23 protein-coding genes are annotated in these 21,847 nt (G+C 29.7%); 5 read left to right on the top strand and 18 right to left on the bottom strand.

Annotated elements, in window-relative coordinates:
- Positions 1 to 17 precede the first annotated feature (17 nt).
- Together AC5SL9_RS01085 and rpoH are read left to right on the top strand one after the other, a co-directional pair.
- Positions 18 to 998 carry an RluA family pseudouridine synthase gene (locus tag AC5SL9_RS01085; protein ID WP_494574174.1) on the top strand — a complete coding sequence of 327 codons (981 nt, stop codon included), beginning with the start codon at positions 18 to 20 and terminating at the stop codon, positions 996 to 998.
- 54 nt (positions 999 to 1,052) lie between these two features.
- A complete protein-coding gene (rpoH, locus tag AC5SL9_RS01080; protein ID WP_494574173.1) occupies positions 1,053 to 1,934 on the top strand; it encodes an RNA polymerase sigma factor RpoH in 882 nt (293 codons plus the stop codon).
- On the opposite strand, the gene AC5SL9_RS01075 is transcribed toward rpoH, so the two are convergent.
- From AC5SL9_RS01075 to AC5SL9_RS00990, 18 genes are all read right to left on the bottom strand, one after another.
- Positions 1,931 to 3,223 carry an adenylosuccinate synthase gene (locus AC5SL9_RS01075; RefSeq protein WP_011281807.1) on the bottom strand — a complete coding sequence of 431 codons (1,293 nt, stop codon included), beginning with the start codon at positions 3,221 to 3,223 and terminating at the stop codon, positions 1,931 to 1,933. The two genes, rpoH and AC5SL9_RS01075, sit on opposite strands and share 4 nt — an antisense overlap.
- On the bottom strand, positions 3,223 to 4,035 hold the full coding sequence (gene thiD, locus AC5SL9_RS01070) for a bifunctional hydroxymethylpyrimidine kinase/phosphomethylpyrimidine kinase (protein WP_006997300.1): 813 nt from the start codon (positions 4,033 to 4,035) through the stop codon (positions 3,223 to 3,225). Before thiD ends, AC5SL9_RS01075 begins: the two co-directional genes overlap by 1 nt.
- Before the next feature lies 1 nt (position 4,036).
- Complete coding sequence (glmM, locus tag AC5SL9_RS01065; RefSeq protein ID WP_494574172.1) at positions 4,037 to 5,368, bottom strand: phosphoglucosamine mutase; 1,332 nt, start codon at positions 5,366 to 5,368, stop codon at positions 4,037 to 4,039.
- A complete protein-coding gene (gene folP / locus AC5SL9_RS01060) occupies positions 5,368 to 6,144 on the bottom strand; it encodes a dihydropteroate synthase (RefSeq protein ID WP_494574171.1) in 777 nt (258 codons plus the stop codon). The genes glmM and folP overlap by 1 nt, the downstream gene beginning before the upstream one ends.
- A gap of 280 nt (positions 6,145 to 6,424) precedes the next feature.
- Positions 6,425 to 8,311 carry an ATP-dependent zinc metalloprotease FtsH gene (gene ftsH / locus AC5SL9_RS01055; protein ID WP_494574382.1) on the bottom strand — a complete coding sequence of 629 codons (1,887 nt, stop codon included), beginning with the start codon at positions 8,309 to 8,311 and terminating at the stop codon, positions 6,425 to 6,427.
- Between the two features lie 51 nt (positions 8,312 to 8,362).
- Entirely contained in the window at positions 8,363 to 9,418 is a 1,056-nt protein-coding gene (tilS, locus tag AC5SL9_RS01050; protein WP_494574170.1) for a tRNA lysidine(34) synthetase TilS, read from the bottom strand.
- Complete coding sequence (ybgF, locus tag AC5SL9_RS01045; RefSeq protein ID WP_006997305.1) at positions 9,378 to 10,352, bottom strand: tol-pal system protein YbgF; 975 nt, start codon at positions 10,350 to 10,352, stop codon at positions 9,378 to 9,380. The genes tilS and ybgF overlap by 41 nt, the downstream gene beginning before the upstream one ends.
- An 86-nt stretch (positions 10,353 to 10,438) precedes the next feature.
- On the bottom strand, positions 10,439 to 10,981 hold the full coding sequence (gene pal, locus AC5SL9_RS01040) for a peptidoglycan-associated lipoprotein Pal (protein ID WP_006997306.1): 543 nt from the start codon (positions 10,979 to 10,981) through the stop codon (positions 10,439 to 10,441).
- Between the two features lie 24 nt (positions 10,982 to 11,005).
- Positions 11,006 to 12,346, bottom strand: coding sequence for a Tol-Pal system beta propeller repeat protein TolB (tolB, locus tag AC5SL9_RS01035; protein WP_006997307.1), 1,341 nt, complete (start codon positions 12,344 to 12,346; stop codon positions 11,006 to 11,008).
- A 2-nt stretch (positions 12,347 to 12,348) separates the two neighbouring features.
- Positions 12,349 to 13,158, bottom strand: coding sequence for a cell envelope integrity protein TolA (gene tolA / locus AC5SL9_RS01030; protein ID WP_271617246.1), 810 nt, complete (start codon positions 13,156 to 13,158; stop codon positions 12,349 to 12,351).
- Positions 13,159 to 13,163: 5 nt separating this feature from the next.
- Positions 13,164 to 13,580 (bottom strand): protein TolR, encoded by a 417-nt coding sequence (tolR, locus tag AC5SL9_RS01025; protein WP_006997309.1) that lies wholly within the window; start codon positions 13,578 to 13,580, stop codon positions 13,164 to 13,166.
- A 1-nt stretch (position 13,581) separates the two neighbouring features.
- The gene (gene tolQ, locus AC5SL9_RS01020) at positions 13,582 to 14,256 is read right to left on the bottom strand and encodes a protein TolQ (RefSeq protein WP_018413880.1); all 675 of its coding nucleotides are present in this window, start codon (positions 14,254 to 14,256) and stop codon (positions 13,582 to 13,584) included.
- Positions 14,257 to 14,309: 53 nt separating this feature from the next.
- Positions 14,310 to 14,804, bottom strand: a complete 495-nt coding sequence (locus AC5SL9_RS01015; RefSeq protein WP_271742019.1) for a RuvC family protein — start codon at positions 14,802 to 14,804, stop codon at positions 14,310 to 14,312.
- A complete protein-coding gene (locus tag AC5SL9_RS01010) occupies positions 14,804 to 15,529 on the bottom strand; it encodes a YebC/PmpR family DNA-binding transcriptional regulator (RefSeq protein ID WP_018413878.1) in 726 nt (241 codons plus the stop codon). Before AC5SL9_RS01010 ends, AC5SL9_RS01015 begins: the two co-directional genes overlap by 1 nt.
- 5 nt (positions 15,530 to 15,534) lie before the next feature.
- Positions 15,535 to 16,341: a TIGR00282 family metallophosphoesterase gene (locus tag AC5SL9_RS01005; RefSeq protein ID WP_494574169.1), complete on the bottom strand. Its 807-nt coding sequence runs from the start codon at positions 16,339 to 16,341 to the stop codon at positions 15,535 to 15,537.
- A gap of 100 nt (positions 16,342 to 16,441) precedes the next feature.
- Positions 16,442 to 16,885: a 5-formyltetrahydrofolate cyclo-ligase gene (locus AC5SL9_RS01000; RefSeq protein WP_494574168.1), complete on the bottom strand. Its 444-nt coding sequence runs from the start codon at positions 16,883 to 16,885 to the stop codon at positions 16,442 to 16,444.
- A 4-nt stretch (positions 16,886 to 16,889) separates the two neighbouring features.
- The gene (locus AC5SL9_RS00995; protein ID WP_494574167.1) at positions 16,890 to 17,336 is read right to left on the bottom strand and encodes a cell division protein ZapA; all 447 of its coding nucleotides are present in this window, start codon (positions 17,334 to 17,336) and stop codon (positions 16,890 to 16,892) included.
- The gene (locus AC5SL9_RS00990) at positions 17,324 to 17,647 is read right to left on the bottom strand and encodes a 5-formyltetrahydrofolate cyclo-ligase (protein ID WP_494574166.1); all 324 of its coding nucleotides are present in this window, start codon (positions 17,645 to 17,647) and stop codon (positions 17,324 to 17,326) included. Before AC5SL9_RS00990 ends, AC5SL9_RS00995 begins: the two co-directional genes overlap by 13 nt.
- Positions 17,648 to 17,700: 53 nt before the next feature.
- On the opposite strand from AC5SL9_RS00990, the gene tkt reads away from it, so the two are divergent.
- From tkt to AC5SL9_RS00975, 3 genes are read left to right on the top strand one after another with little or no spacing between them, the layout of a single operon-like run.
- The gene (gene tkt, locus AC5SL9_RS00985) at positions 17,701 to 19,659 is read left to right on the top strand and encodes a transketolase (protein WP_494574165.1); all 1,959 of its coding nucleotides are present in this window, start codon (positions 17,701 to 17,703) and stop codon (positions 19,657 to 19,659) included.
- A gap of 2 nt (positions 19,660 to 19,661) precedes the next feature.
- Entirely contained in the window at positions 19,662 to 20,669 is a 1,008-nt protein-coding gene (gene gap, locus AC5SL9_RS00980) for a type I glyceraldehyde-3-phosphate dehydrogenase (protein ID WP_494574164.1), read from the top strand.
- The gene (locus AC5SL9_RS00975; protein ID WP_494574163.1) at positions 20,669 to 21,847 is read left to right on the top strand and encodes a phosphoglycerate kinase; all 1,179 of its coding nucleotides are present in this window, start codon (positions 20,669 to 20,671) and stop codon (positions 21,845 to 21,847) included. The genes gap and AC5SL9_RS00975 overlap by 1 nt, the downstream gene beginning before the upstream one ends.

Genomic DNA, 21,847 nt, shown 5'->3' with positions numbered 1-21,847 from the left:
TATTAATATTACATTTTATGGAAAAAAACATTAATTTAATAGTTGGTGAAGATGAAAATAATCTCAGGCTTGATGTATTCATCAATAAAAGAGAAAACTTAATTAGCAGATCCAGAATTAAGAATTTAATTCTTAAAGAAAAATTAAAAATAAATGATCAAATTATTAATAGTCCCTCAAAAAAAGTACTGAGTGGAGATGAGATAAATCTTCAAATTCCAGAACCTAAAGAAGCATCATTAAAGCCATATAATTTTAAGTTACAAATTGTTTATGAAGATGATGATTTGCTAATAATCAACAAGCCGGCAGGTATAATCATGCATCCAGGTGCAGGAAATTATGATGAAACAATTGTTAACGCCTTAATGCATTATAACAAGGACTCGTTATCAACAATAGGTGATGAACTAAGACCTGGCATAGTTCATAGGATTGACAAGGATACTTCTGGATTAATAGTTATTGCTAAAAATAATGAAACACACGAAAACTTATCACATCAATTTAGTGAGCACACAATTACAAGAGTTTATCAGCTTTTAATTTGGGGGAAACTAAGACCGTCCTCTGGAAAAATTGATACGTTTATAACTAGAAGCTCAAAAAATAGACAGATGATGGAAGTCAGCAATTCTAAAGGCAAAAGAGCAATCACTAATTACAAAACAATTGAAATTTTTGAAAATGATAAAACTCCTACATTAAGCTTAGTGGAATGCAGATTGGAAACTGGAAGAACACATCAAATAAGAGTTCACATGACACATATGGGTAATAGTATTATGGGTGATGGAAAATATAAAAAAAAATATAAAAAACTTAAAAATATCGATACTAATTTAGAAAATTTAATTTATAAATTAGATAGACAATTTTTGCATGCTCAAACATTGGGGTTTATTCACCCAAGAACTAATGAGGAAATGGTTTTTACCTCAATTTTGCCACAAGAACTTGAAGATATTTTAGTATTACTTAGAAATACTGGCAAATAAAACCTTGAAATAATACTATAGTCAATTAAATAAATACAACTTATGAGTACTACAATGAATAGTAATCTTCCTGCACTTTCTAATGAAGGTGGTTTATCAGCTTATCTGGAACAAATTAAAAAATTTCCTATGCTGGCAGCAGAAGAAGAATATATGCTTGCAAAAAATTGGAAGGCAACAGGAAATGTTAAAGCTGCAGAAAAACTTGTTACTAGTCATCTAAGACTCGTTGCAAAAATTGCGATGGGTTACAGGGGATACGGTCTTCCAGTAAATGAAATGATTTCAGAAGGAAATGTTGGGCTAATGCAAGCTGTTAAAAAATTTGAACCTGAGAAAGGATTTAGATTAGCAACTTATGCAATGTGGTGGATTAGAGCTTCTATACAAGAATATATTCTAAGATCTTGGAGCTTAGTAAAAATAGGAACAACAACTGCTCAAAAAAAATTATTTTTCAATTTAAAGAAAATTAAAAATCAAATCGCTCCTCAATCTGAAGGTGATTTAAGACCTGAACATGTAACTGAAATTGCAAACAAGTTAGATGTCAACAAAGATGAAGTAATTTCAATGAACAGAAGACTATCTGGCAAAGAATTTTCTTTAAATGCAAAAGTTGGAGAAGATGGTGATGAGTGGCAAGACTGGTTGGTAGATAAAGAGCTTGATCATGATCTTAAATTTGCACATCAAGAAGAAATGGGTCAAAGACAAAACTTACTTAAAGATTCTATAAAAATTCTTAATGAAAGAGAAAAAGAGATTTTATACTCTAGAAGATTAAATGATGAACCTACAACACTTGAAGATTTAAGTAAAAAATACAAAATTAGTAGAGAAAGAATTAGACAAATTGAAAATAAAGCATTTGAGAAGCTTCAAAAACACATGTTATTGTCTGCTAAATCTAAAAATCTACTTCCAGTAAACTAAACCTCAAAGGGGTTTTCTAAAAGAATAGTATCTTCTCGTTCAGGGCTTGTTGAAATACTTGAAACTTTTGTTCCAATAAAATCTTCTAATGCATAAATATAATTTTTTGCATTTTCTGGTAAATTTTCAATATTCTTTATTCCTTGTGTGGAACTTTTCCATCCAGGAAAAGTTTTATAAATTGGTTTAATTTTTAACTGATCCTCAACTGCAGCAGGTAAGTAATCCATTTTTTTGCCATCAAGCTCATACTCGACACACATCTTAATTTCATCTAATTCATCTAAAACATCTAATTTAGTTAATGCTATTCCGTCTATGCCTGAAATTTTAATTGTTTGTCTAACCAAAACACCATCAAACCAACCACACCTTCTTTTTCTACTAGTGACCGTCCCAAATTCTTTTCCTCTTGAACCAAGCAATTCTCCAATATCATCTGTTAACTCAGTTGGAAAAGGTCCTTCACCAACTCTGGTAGTGTAAGCTTTTGTTATTCCAAGAACATAATGAATAGAATTAGGACCACAACCAGTTCCTGTTGCAGCCGCAGATGCAACAGTATTGGATGATGTTACAAAAGGGTAGGTTCCATGATCCACATCTAGTAGTATTCCTTGTGCACCTTCAAATAATATTCTTTTTTTTTGTTTCTTAAATTCATCAATTCTAAGCCAAACAGGTTGAGAAAACTTTAATATTTCTGGAGCAATTTTTAAGAGTTCTTCTTTAAGTTTATCTTTTTCAAAAATTTTTTTACCTAACCCTTTTCTAATTGCATTATGATGAAGAAGCACTGTTTCCAATCTATGGTCTAGATTAGTCTCAGATCTTAGATCCATAACACGGATTGATCTTCTTCCCACTTTATCTTCATAGGCTGGCCCAATTCCTCTTCTTGTTGTTCCAATTTTTCCTTTTCCAGCAGCATCTTCTCTTATTTCATCCATCTCTCTATGAAATGGTAAAATAAGATTTGCAGATTCTGAAATTATAAAATTATCCACATTAACCTCAACACCCTTAGATTTAATTTCTTCTATTTCCTCTAATAGTGCCCACGGGTCAACAACAACTCCATTTCCTATAATAGAAATTTTATTTTTTCTTACAATTCCAGAAGGTAGTAATCTTAATTTATAAGTTGTTCCATCAATTACTAATGTGTGTCCAGCATTGTGTCCTCCTTGAAAACGAATAACAACATCTGCTTGGTCTGATAACCAGTCGACTATTTTACCTTTTCCTTCATCTCCCCATTGAGATCCAACAACTACAACATTTTTCATTATCTAAATTTTTTTTCTATTGTTACTGAGCTTAAATGGTTGATAGGCCCATGACCTTTACCGAATTTAAGGTTTGAATTTATTGAATTGTGTACATACTTAGTTGCAAGCTCACAAGATCTCTTTAAGGTTTTTCCACATGAAAAGAATGTAGAAATAGCAGAAGAAAGGGTGCAACCTGTGCCATGTGTATTCCTGGTTGTAATTCTTTTATTTTTTATAATGAAAATTTCATTTTTGTTTACAAAAATATCTTGGACAATTTTAGACTCTAAATGACCACCTTTTATAAAAACATTTTTTGCTCCTAATTTTATTAGTATGCTGGCAGCAAAAATCATATCTTCTTTTGTTCTTATTTTAGTTTTAGTTAATATTTCAGCTTCTGGAATATTTGGAGTAATTAGGCTAACTTTTTTAATTAGTTCATTTTTTAATAACTGAATTGCCTTATCATCAATAAGTTTTGCACCACCTTTAGCTACCATAACAGGATCTAAAATTATTTTTTTAACTTTAATAAGATTTAATGAATGAATTACTGATTTTATTACTTTTGTAGAATGCAACATTCCAATTTTTATGGCATCAGGTTTAATGTCTTTTGAGGTAAATTCTATTTGATTTGAAATTTCCTTTGGATCAATTGGTACTATTGATTTTACACCTGTTGTATTTTGAATTGTGACAGCTGTTATTGCTGTCATGGCATACGAACCTAAAGCTGTGATAGTTTTAATATCAGCTTGGATGCCAGCACCACCAGATGAATCTGATCCAGCAATAACTAATATTTTAGATTTTGGTTTCAATTTATTTAATTTTTCTTAAAATGATTTTCAAACATTTTTGAAGCAATTTAATATTATCACTCTCTCCCATTACTCTGATTTTAGACTCCGTTCCTGAACTTCTAACTAATATTCTACCTTGACCTTTAATTAATTTTTCTGCTGATTTTATAGAATTTTTAATATCAATATTTTTAATTATATTTTTGTCTTTAACATCAATATTTTCTAATATTTGTGGAGTTTTCTTAAAGGTATTAAAAAAACTACTAGCTTTTTTTCCTTTTCTTAATGAAAATAAAACTTCTAAAGCAACTAATAAGCCATCTCCAGTGGTTGCAAATTTGCCTAGAATAATATGCCCAGATTGCTCACCACCTAAATTAAAATTATTTTTTTGCATTTTCTCTTTTACAAAGCGATCTCCTACATTTGATCTTAAGAATTTTATATTATGTAGTTTAAAAAACTTTTCTAATCCATAGTTAGACATTAACGTGCCGGCTACACCTCCTTTTAACATTTTTTTTCTTTTCCATCTCATTGCTATTGCAGCAATTATTTGATCTCCATCAATTACAATACCTTTTTCATCACACATAATAATTCTATCGGCATCTCCATCAAGTGAAATTCCTATATGAGCTTTATATTTCTTTACTGCAAATCTGATTTTATTTGGAAAAGTAGATCCACAATTTTTATTAATATTAAGACCATTAGGATTTATTCCAATTGAAAATACTTTAGCACCTAAAGATTTTAATAATTCAGGTCCTGCCTTATATCCAGCGCCATTTGCGCAATCAATTACTATTCTTAAACCTCTTAGATTAAAATCTTTTGGTAAATTACTTTTTAAAATTTTTATATAATCTTTATTTGCAGTTTCTAACCTTTTTACACGGCCCAATTTTTTTGGTTTTGATAAAGATTTTTCAATCTTTTGATCAATTAAAGTTTCAATTTTCTTTTCAATTTTATTTGACAGTTTTAACCCATCAGGTCCAAATAATTTTAACCCATTGTCATGATATGGGTTATGAGATGCTGTAATCATAATTCCCATATTAGCTTTCATACTCTTTGTGAGCATTGCTAAGCCATTAGTTGGAAGTGGGCCTAATGTATAAACGTGCATACCAGCCGATGTAAGTCCTGATACTAACGCAGGTTCCAAACTATACCCTGAGAGTCTCGTATCTTTAGCAATTATTGCTATTTGTTTCTTTTTTTTTTGAGTTTTAAAGTAAGTTCCTGTTGCAAGACCAAATTTAAAAAACATGTCTCCATTAATATTTTTACTATTAACGGCACCTCTTATTCCATCTGTTCCAAAATATTTTTTTGCCATTAGTTTTTAATTAATTCTTTAAACACCTTTATACTTTGTCTTAATTCATTCACATCATGAATTCTTAGAATTTGAACTCCTTGCATTATTGCATACATGGAAGAAGCTACTGTTCCACCTAATCTTTCCTTGCTATCATTTTTTCCAGATAAATCCTTAATAAATTTTTTCCTAGAAAGTCCAAGTAATATAGGAAAACCAAGAGTATGAAAAATAGAAACGCTTCTAATTAAATTCATATTATGTTTCAAATTTTTTCCAAAACCAATTCCTGGATCAATTACAATATTATTATGTTTTATACCCATGGATCTTAAAAATTTAATCTTTTGTTCAAAAAAATCATAAATATCTAATAATTCATTTTTGTACTTAGGGTTTTTTTGCATTTTTTCTGGTGTACCTTGCGAATGTTGAATGACAAATGGAGTTTTGCTTTTTATCAATACCTTAACTGTTTTAGGGTCATAACTTAGACCTGACACGTCATTTATAAGTTTAACTCCTAAATGAATCCCTTTAATCATAATTTCTGATTTTCTTGTATCTAATGATAGTGGAATTTTTTTATTAACATCTTTTAATATTTCTTTTATTCTATTCCATTCTTCCTTTTTACTTACAGGTTTAGATCCAGGTCTTGTTGATTCTCCACCAACATCAATAATATCTGCTCCAGATTTAAATAAATTCTTTGCATGAGATATTCCTTTTTTCTTTTTATTAAATTTACCCCCATCAGAAAAACTATCCGGTGTTAAATTTAATATACCCATTATATTAGGTATTTTATTAAAATTTAAACTTGAAAAGTTTTTATTTTTTTTAACGATAGTCTTGAGATCTTTATTAATTTTTTTTTTCAGTAGTTTGGGTAATTTTTTTATATCTTTAAGATCAATTTTTTTGATAGAAGTTCGTGTAAGAATTTCAATTTGTCCAAAAGAAATTTTCTTATTACCATTTAGTGGAAGATTTTTTTTTTCTAACTAATTCAATTGAAAATTGACCATAAGCAAAATTACACGCTCTTGTGTAATATTTTTTCATTTAGTTTTAATGAACTATTTTCGGCTTAAGACCCATTGAACTTAAAGCTGAACCTTTATCTTCATCTTCAACTTTTAAATCCTCTTTATTGCTTGGATATATATTTTTATTTATCAGGTTTTCAATTTCTTCACCTGTAAGTGTTTCATATGTTAAGAGAGCTTTAGCTAATTTATGTAGATCGTCAATTTTTTCAGTTAAAACTGTTCTTGCTCTTTCATAACCTTTATCTACAATTTTTCTAATTTCTGAGTCTACTTTCTTTGAGGTTTCTTCAGACATATTTTGAGTTCTCGCAACAGACCTTCCTAAAAATACCTCTTCTTCATTCGAACCATAGGCAACTGGTCCCAACTCTTTACTAAGGCCTGCTTGCATTACCATAGCTCTTGCTCTTTGAGTTGCTTGTTCAATATCACTAGATGCACCAGTTGTAACTTTATCTTCTCCAAATATGATTTCTTCTGCTACTCTTCCACCCATAGCTATAGCTAATTGAGCATGAAGCTGTTCTCTTGTTTGAGATAGCTGATCTCTCTCAGGTAGTTGCATAACCATTCCTAAAGCACGACCTCTCGGAATGATTGTTGCCTTATGAATTGGATGAGCCGCATCCTCATTAATAGTTACTATTGCATGTCCAGCTTCGTGGTAAGCTGTTAATGTTTTTTCTTCTTCTGTCATGACCATGGATCTTCTTTCTGATCCCATCATCACTTTATCTCTTGCTTCTTCAAACTCAGTTAGAGTAACTAGTCTTTTATTTTTTCTTGCAGCAAGTAATGCCGCTTCATTAACTATATTTGCTAAATCTGCACCTGAAAAACCTGGGGTTCCTCTAGCTACTGTTCTTAAATTTACATCAGGTGCCATTTTAATTTTTTTAATATGAACTTTTAATACTTTTTCTCTTCCTATTATATCTGGAAGTCCAACAACTACCTGTCTATCAAATCTACCTGGTCGTAATAATGCTGGGTCTAATACATCAGGTCTATTTGTAGCGGCAATAATTATTACACCTTCATTCGTATCAAAGCCATCCATTTCAACTAATAACTGGTTTAAAGTTTGCTCTCTTTCATCGTTACCTCCTCCAAGACCAGCACCTCTGCTTCTTCCAACAGCATCTATCTCATCTATAAAAATAATACAGGGTGAATTTTTTTTACCTTGTTCAAACATGTCTCTAACTCTTGAGGCTCCAACACCCACAAACATTTCAACAAAATCTGATCCTGATATTGTAAAGAACGGAACTCCTGCTTCCCCAGCTATAGCTCTAGCAAGTAAAGTTTTACCTGTTCCAGGTTGGCCAACTAATAAACATCCTCTTGGTATTTTTCCACCAAGTCTACTAAACTTTTTAGGATCTTTTAAAAATTGAACAACTTCTTCTACTTCTTCTTTAGCTTCTTCTACTCCAGCGACATCATCAAAAGTAACTTTACCTTTTAATTCATTCATCATCTTTGCCTTAGATTTTCCAAAACCCATGGCTCCACCTTTGCCACCCTGCATCTGTCTCATAAAGAAAATCCAAACAGCGATTAGTAACAACATCGGAAACCACGACAATAAAACACCAAACAAAGACGGCATCTTATCTTCTAAAGGAGCAGCTGATATACTTACCCCTTTTTCAGATAGCTTCTCAATTAAATTTGGATAATTCGGTGAATAAGTAGAAAAAGTATTTCCATTAGCTAATACTCCTCTAATATTGTTTCCTTGAATATCAACTTTTATAACTCCACCATTATCAACTTCTGATAAAAATTCTGAAAATATAATAGAATTACCTTTGCCTACATTAGCTTGAGGGTTCTTAAACATATTATAAAGGCCTATTGTTAGAAAAACAATTACTGCCCACATTGCTAAATTCTTCATATTCATACTTATAAGATAATAATTATTATTAATTAAACAAGTGTCAAATTGTTACAAAACCTTAACTTTATTAGTGTTTTCCCTTGAAATTAATATGGTCTCGTTAACTCTTTCAACAAAACAACCTCCTAAAGTTATTTTTGAAAATGTCTTTAGGATAATTCGGTTAATCAGTTCATTAATACTTTTTCCTCTAACAGGATAGTATTTTTTTCCTATTTTTTGAATAACAAATGTCAAAGATCTAAAAACAACTTCATGCGATTGATCAAAAAAATTATGACTTAAAATATAAGTATCTTTTGTTTTAATATGTGTAGAATTATCCTTCAAATTTTTGTTAACATAAAACTTAATTGATTTGTCTGAGTCTCTTAAATTATCAATGGTTAATTTTAGTTTTTTTAAGTCCAATCCCTCTTTTTCAAGAGATTCTAATAAAGTTCTAATTCTTGTTCTTTTGTATATCTCATTAATATTAGATGGATCTTTTATAAAAAATTTAAATACTATTTTAGAAATATTAATTAAATCATTTTTTTTTAAGTTTAGTAATGGTCTTAAAATATTTAGATCTTCATCTTTATATTTTACACTTTTGTTAAAAGATACCAATCCATTTAGTCCACTCCCTCTAACCACTCTAATTAAAAAATTTTCAACTAAATCATTTGAATGATGTCCGAATAATAAGTACTTAATATTATTTTTTTTACATTCTTTTGATAGTAAAGAATATCTTGCTTCCCTTGCTAAAGATTGAATATTTCTAGAAGGTTTTTTACCTTTCCAGATTAATACTTTGCATGTAATACCAATTTTTTGTAAAATTTTTTTTACTAACGTTGCTTCCTTTGTCGACTCATTTCTAAGTCTATGATCAACTAAAAAAAATTTAACTTTTATTTTATTTTTTATTGAATAGCATTTAGCCAAGTAAGCCAATGCTAAACTATCGGGTCCACCCGAAACTGCTACTGCTAAATTTTCCTCAGAATTTAAAGAGGAAGAGAATTCACTATAAACCTTTGAGATTTTTCGATCTTTTAAAAAACTAAGAATTTGTTTATGAGTTTTGTTTTGAACACTCAAACTTTTTTGATTCATATTTTGCTTTTTGAAGCACAGATTGATTTGCTTTAGGATATTGCTCTTCAACCCCCACAATCATTTTACAACCTTGCTCTTTTTCTCCTATTTGAACCATTGATACACCAAGTTTTAATAAATTTATAGGAGCCTTCTCACCTTTTGGATATTTTTGATATCCTTCAAGATAAGCAGTAGCTGCATCTGTATAAAGCTGTCTTATTCTAAACGTTTCAGCATACCAATATTGAGCATTACCTGCCAATTTATGCTCTGAATTATTTATCACAAATTCTCTAAAAGCTCTCTCTGCAGTGCTGTAATCACCTACCTTTAAAAAACTAGTTGCAAATTCATATTGTTTTTCTGGAGTAGCATTTGGAAGTATATTTTTTTCTGATTCAAAGTTTTCTGTCACTATTGACGAAGTAGTTTCTACTGATTGTATTTGCTGACTAGTTTCTTCACTTTCTGTATCTTTATATGAAATAGACCCTAAGTCTTGAGGTTGTGAAGAGCCTGGTAAAGTTTTGTCTACTTGTTCCTTTGGTATTGAAGTTAATTTTTTTCCAATTTCTCCAGATGATAAAGCATTTTCCAGATCTTGAAATCTAATTTGGTTGTCTGCTTGAACCTTAGAAAGCCTATTTGATAATTTATCTAACTTGAAATTAATTTCTTCAAACTTATTAGTCAGTTCTTGAAATTGTTTTTCAACATCAGACAATTTTAGAAGATGTCTTGTTAAAACATCCTCAGAGTTTTCGTTTGTGCCTGTTTGACTATTTGAATTAATTGACCCTGAGTAAACAGCTTTTTCCAGGGTTTTTAAATCTTTTTGAATTAACTCTAAAATTTCATTTACATTATGATTGTCAGCAAAAATAATATTTGGAAAAAATATAAAGACTAATATTAATTTTAATCGAATTATTTTTTTATAATTAAACATAATAAATTGAGTAGTAATTATAATGATGGCAAAAAAAAGACCCTATTCACAAATGTGATAGGGTCTTTTATAATTTATTAAATTGATTAGTTCGCTTTAACAGTAACTGATCTTCTATTTTTAGACCATGCTAAAGGGTTAGATCCAGAATCTACTGGTCTCTCTTTACCATAACTTAATACAGAAATTCTCTCTGAAGAAATTCCATATGTCATTAAATAGTCTTTTGCTGAATTAGCTCTTCTTTCACCTAATGCTAAGTTGTACTCTCTTGTACCTCTTTCATCAGCATGACCTTCTAATACAACGTTAATATCTGAATTTTTTCTTAACCATGCAGCTTGTTTTCTTAAAGTTTCTCGTGAAGCTGTTGTAAGTACAGTTTCATTTGTTGCAAAGAAAACTCTATCTGGAACACCAGAAGCTAAATATTCAACAGAATCTGTTCCTGTATAAACATCACCTTGCATTTGTCCTGTTGTTGTTTTTTTTGTAGCACAAGCAGTTAATACTAAACTTGCTAAAATAATTAGAAATCCATTTTTTAAAATCTTGCTTAAGTTCATTGTTGCTCCTTGATCCTTGTTTTGTAATACTTTATATTTTTCATATTTAATTAGACCTTTCAAGTTAAAAATCAAGTAAAATTAAGACTAATTGCTTAATAAAGACGACCAAGATGGGTCAGAAGCATCAGTTTCGGTTTCAACCATCTTTTCATTGTACCCTGTTAAATCAATAGACCATAATTTGGCTGAAAATCCTTCTCCTTTAGAGTTAGTCTTAGTTTCTCTATAAAAGATAAGAACCCTTCCATTTGGTGACCATGATGGAGCTTCTTGATAAAAGTTCTCTGTTAGCAGTCTTTCACCAGTTCCATCTGTTCTCATTACTCCTATATAAAATTTTCCTTTATGAAGCTTTGTAAATGCAATTAAATCACCTCTTGGAGACCACACTGGCGTTCCATACAAGCCATTCCCAAATGAGATTCTCTTAACATTTTTTCCATTACTATCCATTACATAAATTTGTTGGTAGCCACTTCTGTCTGAGTTAAAAGTAATTTTTTTTCCATCTGGTGAGTAAGAGGGTGATGTATCAATTGATGGATGATTGGTAATTCTTTCAACAATTCTGTTTTCAAGATCCATAGTATAAATATCAGAATTGCCATCTTTAGCAAAACTCATTATAATTTTTTTTCCATCAGGTGAAAACCTTGGAGCAAATGTCATTCCAGGAAAATCTCCAACTACTTCTTGCATTCCAGTTTCAATATCTAATAAATATACCCTAGGTAAATTTCTAAAATAAGAAAGATATGTGACCATCTGATTTGTTGGGCTAAATCTTGGTGTTAAAACTAATTCATTTCCAAGTGTTAAATATTTATTATTAAAGCCATCTTGGTCCATTATTGCTAATTTTTTTATTCTTTTAGTTTTAGGACCTTCCTCAGAAACATATATTATTCTAGTATCAAAATAACCTTTTTCTCCAGTTAAGCGTTCATACACCTTATCTGTAATAATGTGACCTACTCTTCTCCAGTTACTAGGAACAGTGGTAAATGCCAAAGCCATCATTTCTTTTCCAGCTAAAACATCCCACAATCTAAATTCTACTCTTAGTTTTTCATCTACAAATGTAACCTTGCCTGTTACTAGAGCTTGTGCTTTAATTAAATTCCAATCCTCGAACCTTGGTTTTAAATTAGCCACATCTGGTTCTTGAAGAAATGCATTTTTGTCTAGTGGATTAAATAGACCAGATTGTCTTAAATTATTCTCAACAACTATTGAAATTTCTGATCCTAAATCTTCTTGTTTTAAAATTTTTTTAAAATTTTCTTTTGATTTATTATCTATTGATAAAGGGGATACAGCAACTGGTAAAGGATTTAAATTTCCTCTAGTAATATCAACTTCAATTAAAGCAAAAGCTTTAATGGGAATAATAATAAATAATATAAATAAATATCTTAATAACATTTTTATCCTTCTAACATTTCTCTAGCATCAAAGTTCAGCTGCATATCTTTCCATCTTTCATAACCTGTACTAGGTACTCTAAGAGGTTGGCAAAGCTTTATAGCTCTTAATGCGCTTTCAGCTAACACTTTATAAAATCCTTGTCCAGGCCTATTCATTCTAGCATGATCAAGAATCTCTGTTTTTATAATAGAACCATCTGGCTTTAATTGTAACTTAATTCTAACTAATAAATCTTCGTTAAACGGCAACCCTAGAGGAATACTCCAACAACCAAAAATTTGAGCTTTTAGTGCATCTTCTTCACTTAAAGTTAATCCAGAAAAATCCATATCTTTATCCTGATCTTGGGTAACTTGATTAGATTTTTTATTTGTTTCTGCACTCTCAGTCTTAGATTTATCAATTAATGCAGCAATACTATTAGTGTCAAATAGTTCTTTTTTTTCAAACTCTGAAATTTGTTTAATTTCTGTTTCTTCTTTTTCAGGGTTTTGTTTTTCATCTTTAATTTTCTTTATTTTTTCTATTTTTTCATCTGGCAATGGAACAGCATCTGGCTTTTGTTTTTTTATTTTTTTTGGTGGTGCCTGTTCAGAAACTAATTTTTTTTCTTTTTCTTTAACTTTCTCTATTATTTTTTTTGCTTTTGGTGCAAAAGGAATATTAGTTTTGTCTGTGATTTGAATCAACTCAACTGATATAATCGGAGGAAGATCAATCGGTTTTTTAGCAAGGAATGGTAAGCTCATAGCTGTGATTACCACAAGAAATATATGAAGCCCAAAAGAAATAACAATATTTCTATTCACTTTAGTTACCTCTCTTTATATGGCTCAGAAATTAATGCTACTTTAGTAAAGCCAGAGCCAGATAGCATTCCCATTATTTCTAAAACTCTACCATAGTTTATCGATTTGTCTCCTCTAACATAAATTCTAGTGTCTGTTCTATTTTTAGATACAGCTAAAATCTTTGCAATAATTTTATCATACTCAACTTTAGATTCTTGAATAAATATTTCACCTTTAGAGTTTATAGATAATGTTAATGGTTCTAATTCTTCAGGTAATGAGTCAGCAGAGCTTTCGGGTAGATCAACTTGTATTCCAACTGTTAATAATGGTGCTGTCACCATAAATATAATTAATAACACCAACATTACATCAACAAATGGAGTGACATTTATTTCGCTCATAGGCTCTTTTGATGAACGTTTGAGATTAAAAGCCATTTTATATTATTGATAAAAATCTTTTAGAAAAATTTTCTAATCTTTGTGAATATTTTTTTGAGTCGTTATTAAATTTATTATAGGCAACAACCGCAGGTATTGCAGCTAATAATCCAAGAGCAGTTGCAAATAAGGCTTCAGCGATTCCTGGCGCTACAATTGCCAAACTTGTATTTCTTGAGATTGCTATAGATTGGAATGAGTTCATTATTCCCCATACAGTTCCAAACAAACCTATAAAAGGTGCAGTTGAACCAACTGTTGCTAAAAAGGTAAAACCTTTGTCTATTTTTGAAATTTGTTTTTCAATATTAACCTCAAGTATGCTTGCCATTCTTTCATTTAGGTTAGTTTTACTTTTGGCTTTTAATAAACTTTGCATTGTATCTTTAAACAATAAAGCTGTAGGGTTTTCTACATCAGCTGGCAAACTATTGTAAAAAGTTTCGGCTGATTTTGATTTCCAAAATTTTTCTTCAAATTCCTCAGACTCTAAATTAATTTTTTTAAACAGTCTAAATTTTTCAATAATAACGGCCCATGAATATATAGAGCAGCCAATCAACATAAGTATTACTGACTTTACAATAAAATCTGCTCTTAAAAATAAACTCCACAAGGAAAAATCGGTATTTGAGGCAAGGCCTACTGCTTGAGATGTAATGTCAGCTTCCATATTGAAGGTTTCACACTTAAATGTGTCATGAATTTGACTTTTAAAGTCTTTATTTATTCTTCTATTTTATAAGTTTCGTAATAAAAGCTAGCAATCAATATCGCATCAGCTTTATTTGAGTCTTTTTTTCTTGATAACTCTGATGAAAAATAAGGAAATACCTCTATTGCTTTTGTTCTACTAGCGTCTTTTTCTGAATTAATAAGGTTAAAATACTTTTTCCATTTTGTCGGTCTTACAAAATACATCGGTAATTGCATTGCAGAACAAATTCCTTTTAAAATACCAAACGATTGTCCAAAATTAAACATACTAGTAACACCTTGACCTGGCATAGCTGATACTTGTTCAATTATAACTTTGATATCTTCCTTTTTTATATCCTTAATTCTTGAAGAAATTTCGTAATAAATTTGAGCACCATTAACTTGTTTTTTATTTTTTTTCCCTTCAGGCATATTGGGCATTTCAATAACATCAATTATTTTACCGTCTTGAAAAAAACAAATAGAACCTGTTATGCCTGGGTCTATTCCAATAATAAGCATTAGCTATTCTTAAAATTTATATTTGAATAAACACTTTGAACATCATCATCATCTTCTAATGTTTCTAAAAACTCTATTGCAGCTTCCACTTTATCTTTTTCAACATCTACACTATTTAAAGGAACCCATTCAATCTCAGTTGAAATAAAATTTGCAATTGTTTTTTCTAAATTTTTTTTTACATTATAAATTTCACTCATAGGACATTGAATTTCATGAAATTCATCATTTGAAATACACTCATCTGCGCCAGATTCAATTGCTAGTTCAAAAATTTGTTCATCTGAGATTTCTTTTTTATCAATTTTTATAATCCCTAACTGATTAAAGTTATGTGAAGCAGATCCCTGAGTACCTAAATTGCCACCACTTTTTACAAATATAGATCTAACATTGGAAGCTGTTCTATTTTTATTGTCAGTTAATGCTTCCACAATTACAGCTATTTTATCTGGACCAAATCCTTCATATCTTAAATTTTCATAATTTGTCTCAGAATTAACCGAAGATTTAGCAATAGCTCTTTCAATATTATCTTTTGGCATGTTGGCTGATTTTGCTGCTTGAATTGCAGATCTAAGTCTTGGGTTCATCGCAGGATCTTTATCACCTAGTTTTGCTGCTACGCTTATCTCTTTAGATAATTTTGAAAATACTTTAGATCTTTGTTTGTCTGCTTTTCCTTTAGAGTGTTTTATACTTGCCCATTTTGAATGACCCGACATAATAATTATTGAGAATTTTTTAATTCTCCTCCATGTATAAAATTTTTTACAGTTTTTGCTAACCCTGTTTCTACATCACATTCAACAATCACACCACACAAACTAGCTTCACCAATTGCTGGAAAGTGTTTTGTGGACTTTTTTTTTAAAAACCTATTAATTGAATTTTCTTTATTCATTCCAATAACTGAGTCATAATCACCACACATTCCTGCATCAGTTTGATAAGCAGTACCACCTTTTAATATTCTAGTATCATTTGTTGGAATATGCGTGTGAGTTCCAACAACCAATGTTGCTTTACCATCAAAAAAATGTCCCATAGCTGACTTTTCACTTGTTATTTCACCATGAAAATCGACTAATAAAAAATCATAATCTTCTTTAAGCTCATATTTTTTCATAAATTTTTCAGCTGCTTCAAATACATCTTCACATTTCTTCATAAAAACATTTCCCATCAAATTAAGCACTCCTACTCTCATCTCATTTTTAGCAATAAATATTCCAAAGCCTTTTCCTGGAGATGGTTCAAATAAATTTTTAGGTCTAAGAAGTCGATTTTCTTTTTCAATATGAGACATTGTTTCTTTTTGATCCCATACATGATTGCCCGTTGTAATAACATCTACACCACAGTTAAAAAAATCTTTACATATTTCCTCTGTAAGACCAACACCTGAGTCAGCTGCATTCTCACCATTAACAACTACAAAATCGATTTTTTCATCTTTAATTTTTGATAGTAAATTATTCAAAATCATCGACCGTCCTGAAATGCCAACTACATCACCTAAAAAGAGTATTTTCATTTTATAATATTTTTATTTGTTACAATATAATCTAATTTTTGATCATACATATTAGTTGGTACTTTATCAATTTCTTGAATTGAAAAAGCTAAACCTATCTTTATGATATTTTTTTTTTTGATAATTTTTCAATTAATCTATCGTAGTATCCACCGCCATATCCAAGTCTATTTAAATTTTTATCAAATGCTACCAAGGGAATTAATAAAACGTCAGGGTATACTATATTTTTAGCTTCTGGTTCAGGTATTCCATATTTATTTATTTTTAAAGGCTCAGAAAATGACCATGAATAAAAATCCATTTGAAAGTTTTTCTTAATTATGGGTAAAGAAATATTAAATTTATTCTTTTTAAATTTTCTTAATAGTGTCAAGTCGTCTATCTCAAAGTTTATCGGATAGTATCCACCTATAATAATCTGATTGGTTATCTTTTCTTTTTTAAGAATTTTTACAATTTGCTTAAAGTTGAGCTGAATATTTTTTGTATTAAATTGTTTTCTTACTTTAAGAATTTTTTTTCTTAATTCAGATTTTAACACAAATCTATTGAATTGGATTTTCTAAATTTGCTTTTTCAACAAAATTTTCAATTTCATCTGCTGCAGCTTCGATTATTTTTTCATAATCTTCTTTATTTTTTTCTATTTCTTTTTTAAAACTTTCATGATCTTGTTGTAGTTTCTTCATCTCTTCTTCTTTTCTATCTCTGTAATCATAAACTAATGACTTCAATTCTCTAAATTTATTTGATAAATTCTGTAATTCAGTTTTTTTTTGTTCTACTTTTTTTTTAGTTTCAAAATATTCATCCATTATTTGAACTGAAGTGATCAATAAAAGTTTATTTTCCCCTATGTTTCCAAGGTCATTCTTTAAACTGCTAAATTTTTCATTAATATGAGTTAACAATTCTTCTAAATGCTCTTCCTGTCCATCATCACAAGATAGAAGAAACTCTTTGCCATTAAATTTAATATTTACATTTGCCATTTGTCTATTTCTTCTAATAAAGTATCTGTTTCTTGATTTAATTCATCTATTTTTTCTGAAAATTCTGTCTCTTTTTTTTGTTCTTCTATTTTTTGCTGTTTAATATCTTCTAATTTTTGATTAAGAGCTTTGTATTCACTTTCTAAATTTTGATATTTTTCTTCTATTTGTTTTTTTTCAATTTCTAATTGATTTTTTTGAATGTTTAAGTTTTCTAAATTAGACTTTAGCGTTGGGTTTTGTAAATTCAAACTCTTTAATTTATTAAGTGCAAAACTGAGCTTTTTTTCTTTTTCACTGTCTGTTTTCATATATATATATTTATATTATTAAATTGAGTCTTCTAAGTCTAGATAGGATATTTTTGAACAAATTACATAAAGATTTATCAAACGCAATAAGGTTTTTATCTATAGATGCTGTACAAAAGGCAAATTCGGGTCATCCTGGAATGCCGATGGGTATGGCAGACGTAGCAACAGTTTTGTTTAAAAATTTTCTTAGATTTAATCCAAAAAATCCTAACTGGATAAATAGAGACAGATTTGTTTTATCTGCTGGTCATGGATCTATGCTTCTTTACTCTTTATTACATTTAACTGGGTACAAAAGTATTTCTTTAAATGATATTAAAAATTTTAGACAATTAAAATCTATTTGTGCAGGTCATCCTGAGTATCACCCTGGTTCTGGTATTGAAACTACAACAGGTCCTCTTGGACAAGGAATTGCTAATTCAGTTGGTTTCGCTATTGCAGAGGAAATTTTGAAGAAAAAACTTGGTAAAGAAATAATAAACCATAAAACTTATGTTTTAGCTGGAGATGGATGTTTAATGGAAGGCATTAGCCATGAAGCAATGAGTTTAGCGGGACACTTAAAGTTAAAAAATCTAGTTATGCTTTTTGATAATAATTCAATATCTATTGATGGACCAACTAGCTTGGCAGTTTCAGATAATTTCAAAAAGAGATTTGAAAGTTATGGTTGGGATTACTTACTAATAAATGGTCATAACGAAAGAGAAATTTTTTCAGCATTAAAAAAAGTTCAAAATGCTAAAAGACCAACTGTTATTTCATGCAAAACAAAAATTGGTTATGGCTCACCTAATAAATCTGGTAAAGCCTCTTCGCACGGTAGTCCAATTGGTTTAGATGAAATCAAATTAGTTAGAAAAGTATTAGATTGGAAACATAAACCTTTTGAAATTCCTAAAAATATTTTAAGTGAATGGAGAAAAATTGGTAATAAGGGTGCAAAACTTGATTCTGCATGGAGTAAAATTTATAAAAGAAAAAAAAATTTAGTTGATAAAGTCTTTAAAAATAATTTCTCTAAAGCTTTAAAAAGTGAAAAGCAAAATTCTCTTGTAGAAAACAAAAGTCTAGCCTCAAGAAAAGCTTCTGAGTTAACTCTTAATGCTCTTACGAGAGAAAATAATACGTTAATTGGTGGTTCAGCTGACTTAGCAGGATCTAATAACACTAAAACCAAACATCATAATGCTATTAATTCTGTTAATTTTAATGGTGATTATATTCACTATGGTGTTAGGGAGCACGCCATGGCTGGAATAATGAATGGTTTAGCACTTCATAGTAAATTTATTCCATATGGGGGAACTTTTTTAATATTTTCTGATTATTGTAAACCTTCCATTCGTTTATCTGCTTTGATGCAGCAACGGGTTATTTATATAATGACCCACGACTCAATTGGCTTAGGGGAAGATGGACCAACACACCAACCTATAGAACAACTGTCCGGATTAAGATCTATTCCTAATTTAAATGTTTTTAGACCAGCCGATAGAATGGAAACTATCGAGTGTTGGGAACTAGCATTAAAAAACTCGAAGACACCAAGTGTGTTATCTTTAACTAGACAAAACCTTGAACCTATTAGAAAAAAATATTCAAATATGAACAAATGCTCTTTAGGTGCTTATGAGGCTTTAAGAACAAATAAAAAAATTAATTTAACAATATTTGCTAGTGGTTCTGAGGTTAATTTAGCAATTGAGACTAGCCATAAATTAGCCAAAGATAAAATTTATTCTAAGGTTATATCAGTACCATGCCAGGATATTTTTGATTTGCAGTCAAAAGCATATAAGAAAAAAATTCTTAATGAAACAAAATTTAAAATATCTATTGAAGCAGCTTCAACTGATTGCTGGAAAAAATATATTGGAACTGAGGGTTTAGCTTTTGGAATTGATACATTTGGTAAAAGTGCACCCTACAAAGAAATTTATAAATATTTTGGATTAACAGTTCAAAATATTTCACAAAAAACAAAAAAACTAATAAAGAGTTAAATATGACAATAAAAGTTGGTATCAATGGAATGGGAAGAATTGGTAGAATGGTAATTAGAGCTATCATTGAAAGCCAAAACAAAAACATAAAAATCAAACATATCAATAACCGATCAAATTCTGAAGCCAGCTGTTCTTTAATTAAATACGATTCTATTCATGGTAAATTTAATGCAGATTTAGATTATGATGAAAAGCATTTAATTATTAATAATAATAAAATAACATTTTCACAAGAATCTAAAATTGAAGATATTAACTGGAAAAAATTTGATGTTGATTATGTTTTTGAATGTACTGGAAAATTTAATTCAAAAGAAAAATTATTAGCTCATATAAAAAATGGCGCCAAAAAAGTTATAGTTTCAGCTCCATGCAAAAATGCAGATAAAACAATTGTCTATGGCGTAAATGAAAATATTTTGACAAAAGATGATCAAATTGTTTCTGCAGCCTCTTGTACAACTAACTGTCTTGCACCTGTGGCTAACATTTTAAATGAAACTTTTGAAATTGAAAAAGGGTTTATGACAACTATTCATGCTTTCACAAGTGACCAAAGAATTTTGGACAATTCCCATAAAGATCCTAGAAGAGCAAGATCTGCTAGTCAATCGATTGTACCAACTTCCACAGGTGCTTCAAAAGCAATCGGTGAAATTATACCTTCATTGAAAGGAAAACTTGAAGGCATTGCAATGAGAGTGCCAACTCCTAATGTTTCCCTTATAGAGCTAGTTTTTTGTACAAAAAAAGAGATGAGCAAAGAGACAATTAATGAGGCATTTACTATCGCCTCTAAAGAACAATCAAAGAAAGTTTTAGAAGTTACATTAGAAAAATTAGTTTCAATTGATTTTAATCATAATTCAGCTTCAGCAATTGTTGATTTATCTTTGACTAATGTGGTTGGTAAAAATATGGGAAAAATTTCAGCGTGGTATGATAACGAATGGGGTTTTTCAAATAGAATGTGTGACATAGCAGAACATCTTCATCAAGTCTCTTAATGAGAAATATTCAAGACGAGACTAATCTTAATCAAAAAAAAGTATTACTTAGGTTGGATTTAAATGTTCCATTAGATAATGGAAAAATTACTGACACCACTCGAATAGATAAAATTTTACCTACTATTAATTTTTTATTAAAAAATGAAGCAAAGATAATAATACTATCTCATGTAGGTAGACCCAAGGGCAAAGTTGTAAGTGAACTCTCCCTTAAACCAATATGTGAGGATCTAAAAAATAAACTAAATGAAAATATACGATTAATTTCAAAAAATATAAAAGAAATTAATTCTAATGATTTATTTAATGAACAAGATGAAAAAATTGTAACACTTGAAAATCTTAGGTTTTATGAAGAGGAAGAAAAAAATGACAATGGCTTTGCAAAGCATTTAGCAAGTTTAGCAGATATCTATGTTAATGATGCTTTCTCATGTTCGCATAGAGCTCATGCTTCAATTTTTGAAATCACTAAATTTATTCCTTCATACGCTGGCCTTCAATTAAATCTAGAAATTGATGCACTAACTAAAATTACATCTGAAATTCAAAGACCTATAACATGCATCATAGGTGGTTCTAAAATTTCATCTAAAATTAATATCATTAAGAATTTAATTGCTAAATTTGATAATATTATAATAGTTGGTGGGATGGCTAATAATTTACTTAGAAATAAAGGATACGAAATTGGAAAATCTATTCAAGAAGATAATTGTGATAAAATTATTGAAGAAATATTCTCTTTATCAAAAAAAGAAAACTGTAAGATAATTTACCCTGAGGATGTTGTGGTAGGAAAAAGCTTAGAAGGATCAGCTGAAATAAAGGAACTAAATAATATTTCTAAAGATGAGTTAATTTTAGATATTGGTCCCAAGACAATTAAAGCTATTAATTTATTAATTGAAGAAAGTAGTACTATCTTATGGAATGGGCCTGCAGGTTATTTTGAAAATCCTAACTTTGCCAAAGGAAGTATTGAAATAGCAAAAAAAATTATTGAAAAAAATAAGAATAATACAATTTACTCAGTTGCAGGTGGTGGTGATACTGTTTCTCTTTTGAATGGTATTGGGGCAATTAATAATTTTAATTTTGTTTCAACTGCGGGTGGTGCTTTTTTAGAATATCTTGAAGGTAAAGAACTTCCTGGTATAAAGGCTCTGAATTAA

The sequence above is a fragment of the Candidatus Pelagibacter sp. PS_37 genome (assembly GCF_059417825.1).
Note: the sequence above shows the minus strand (reverse complement) of the source record. Positions and strands in the feature narration are given on the sequence as shown.

Coding starts and splice junctions, on each gene's coding strand:
- AC5SL9_RS01085 (WP_494574174.1), top strand. CDS start 18: ATGGAAAAAAACATTAATTTAATAGTTGGTGAAGATGAAAATAATCTC.
- rpoH (WP_494574173.1), top strand. CDS start 1,053: ATGAATAGTAATCTTCCTGCACTTTCTAATGAAGGTGGTTTATCAGCT.
- AC5SL9_RS01075 (WP_011281807.1), bottom strand. CDS start 3,223: ATGAAAAATGTTGTAGTTGTTGGATCTCAATGGGGAGATGAAGGAAAA.
- glmM (WP_494574172.1), bottom strand. CDS start 5,368: ATGGCAAAAAAATATTTTGGAACAGATGGAATAAGAGGTGCCGTTAAT.
- folP (WP_494574171.1), bottom strand. CDS start 6,144: ATGGGTATATTAAATTTAACACCGGATAGTTTTTCTGATGGGGGTAAA.
- ftsH (WP_494574382.1), bottom strand. CDS start 8,311: ATGAAGAATTTAGCAATGTGGGCAGTAATTGTTTTTCTAACAATAGGC.
- tilS (WP_494574170.1), bottom strand. CDS start 9,418: ATGAATCAAAAAAGTTTGAGTGTTCAAAACAAAACTCATAAACAAATT.
- ybgF (WP_006997305.1), bottom strand. CDS start 10,352: ATGTTTAATTATAAAAAAATAATTCGATTAAAATTAATATTAGTCTTT.
- tolB (WP_006997307.1), bottom strand. CDS start 12,346: ATGTTATTAAGATATTTATTTATATTATTTATTATTATTCCCATTAAA.
- tolR (WP_006997309.1), bottom strand. CDS start 13,580: ATGGCTTTTAATCTCAAACGTTCATCAAAAGAGCCTATGAGCGAAATA.
- tolQ (WP_018413880.1), bottom strand. CDS start 14,256: ATGGAAGCTGACATTACATCTCAAGCAGTAGGCCTTGCCTCAAATACC.
- AC5SL9_RS01015 (WP_271742019.1), bottom strand. CDS start 14,804: ATGCTTATTATTGGAATAGACCCAGGCATAACAGGTTCTATTTGTTTT.
- AC5SL9_RS01010 (WP_018413878.1), bottom strand. CDS start 15,529: ATGTCGGGTCATTCAAAATGGGCAAGTATAAAACACTCTAAAGGAAAA.
- AC5SL9_RS01005 (WP_494574169.1), bottom strand. CDS start 16,341: ATGAAAATACTCTTTTTAGGTGATGTAGTTGGCATTTCAGGACGGTCG.
- AC5SL9_RS00995 (WP_494574167.1), bottom strand. CDS start 17,336: ATGGCAAATGTAAATATTAAATTTAATGGCAAAGAGTTTCTTCTATCT.
- AC5SL9_RS00990 (WP_494574166.1), bottom strand. CDS start 17,647: ATGAAAACAGACAGTGAAAAAGAAAAAAAGCTCAGTTTTGCACTTAAT.
- gap (WP_494574164.1), top strand. CDS start 19,662: ATGACAATAAAAGTTGGTATCAATGGAATGGGAAGAATTGGTAGAATG.
- AC5SL9_RS00975 (WP_494574163.1), top strand. CDS start 20,669: ATGAGAAATATTCAAGACGAGACTAATCTTAATCAAAAAAAAGTATTA.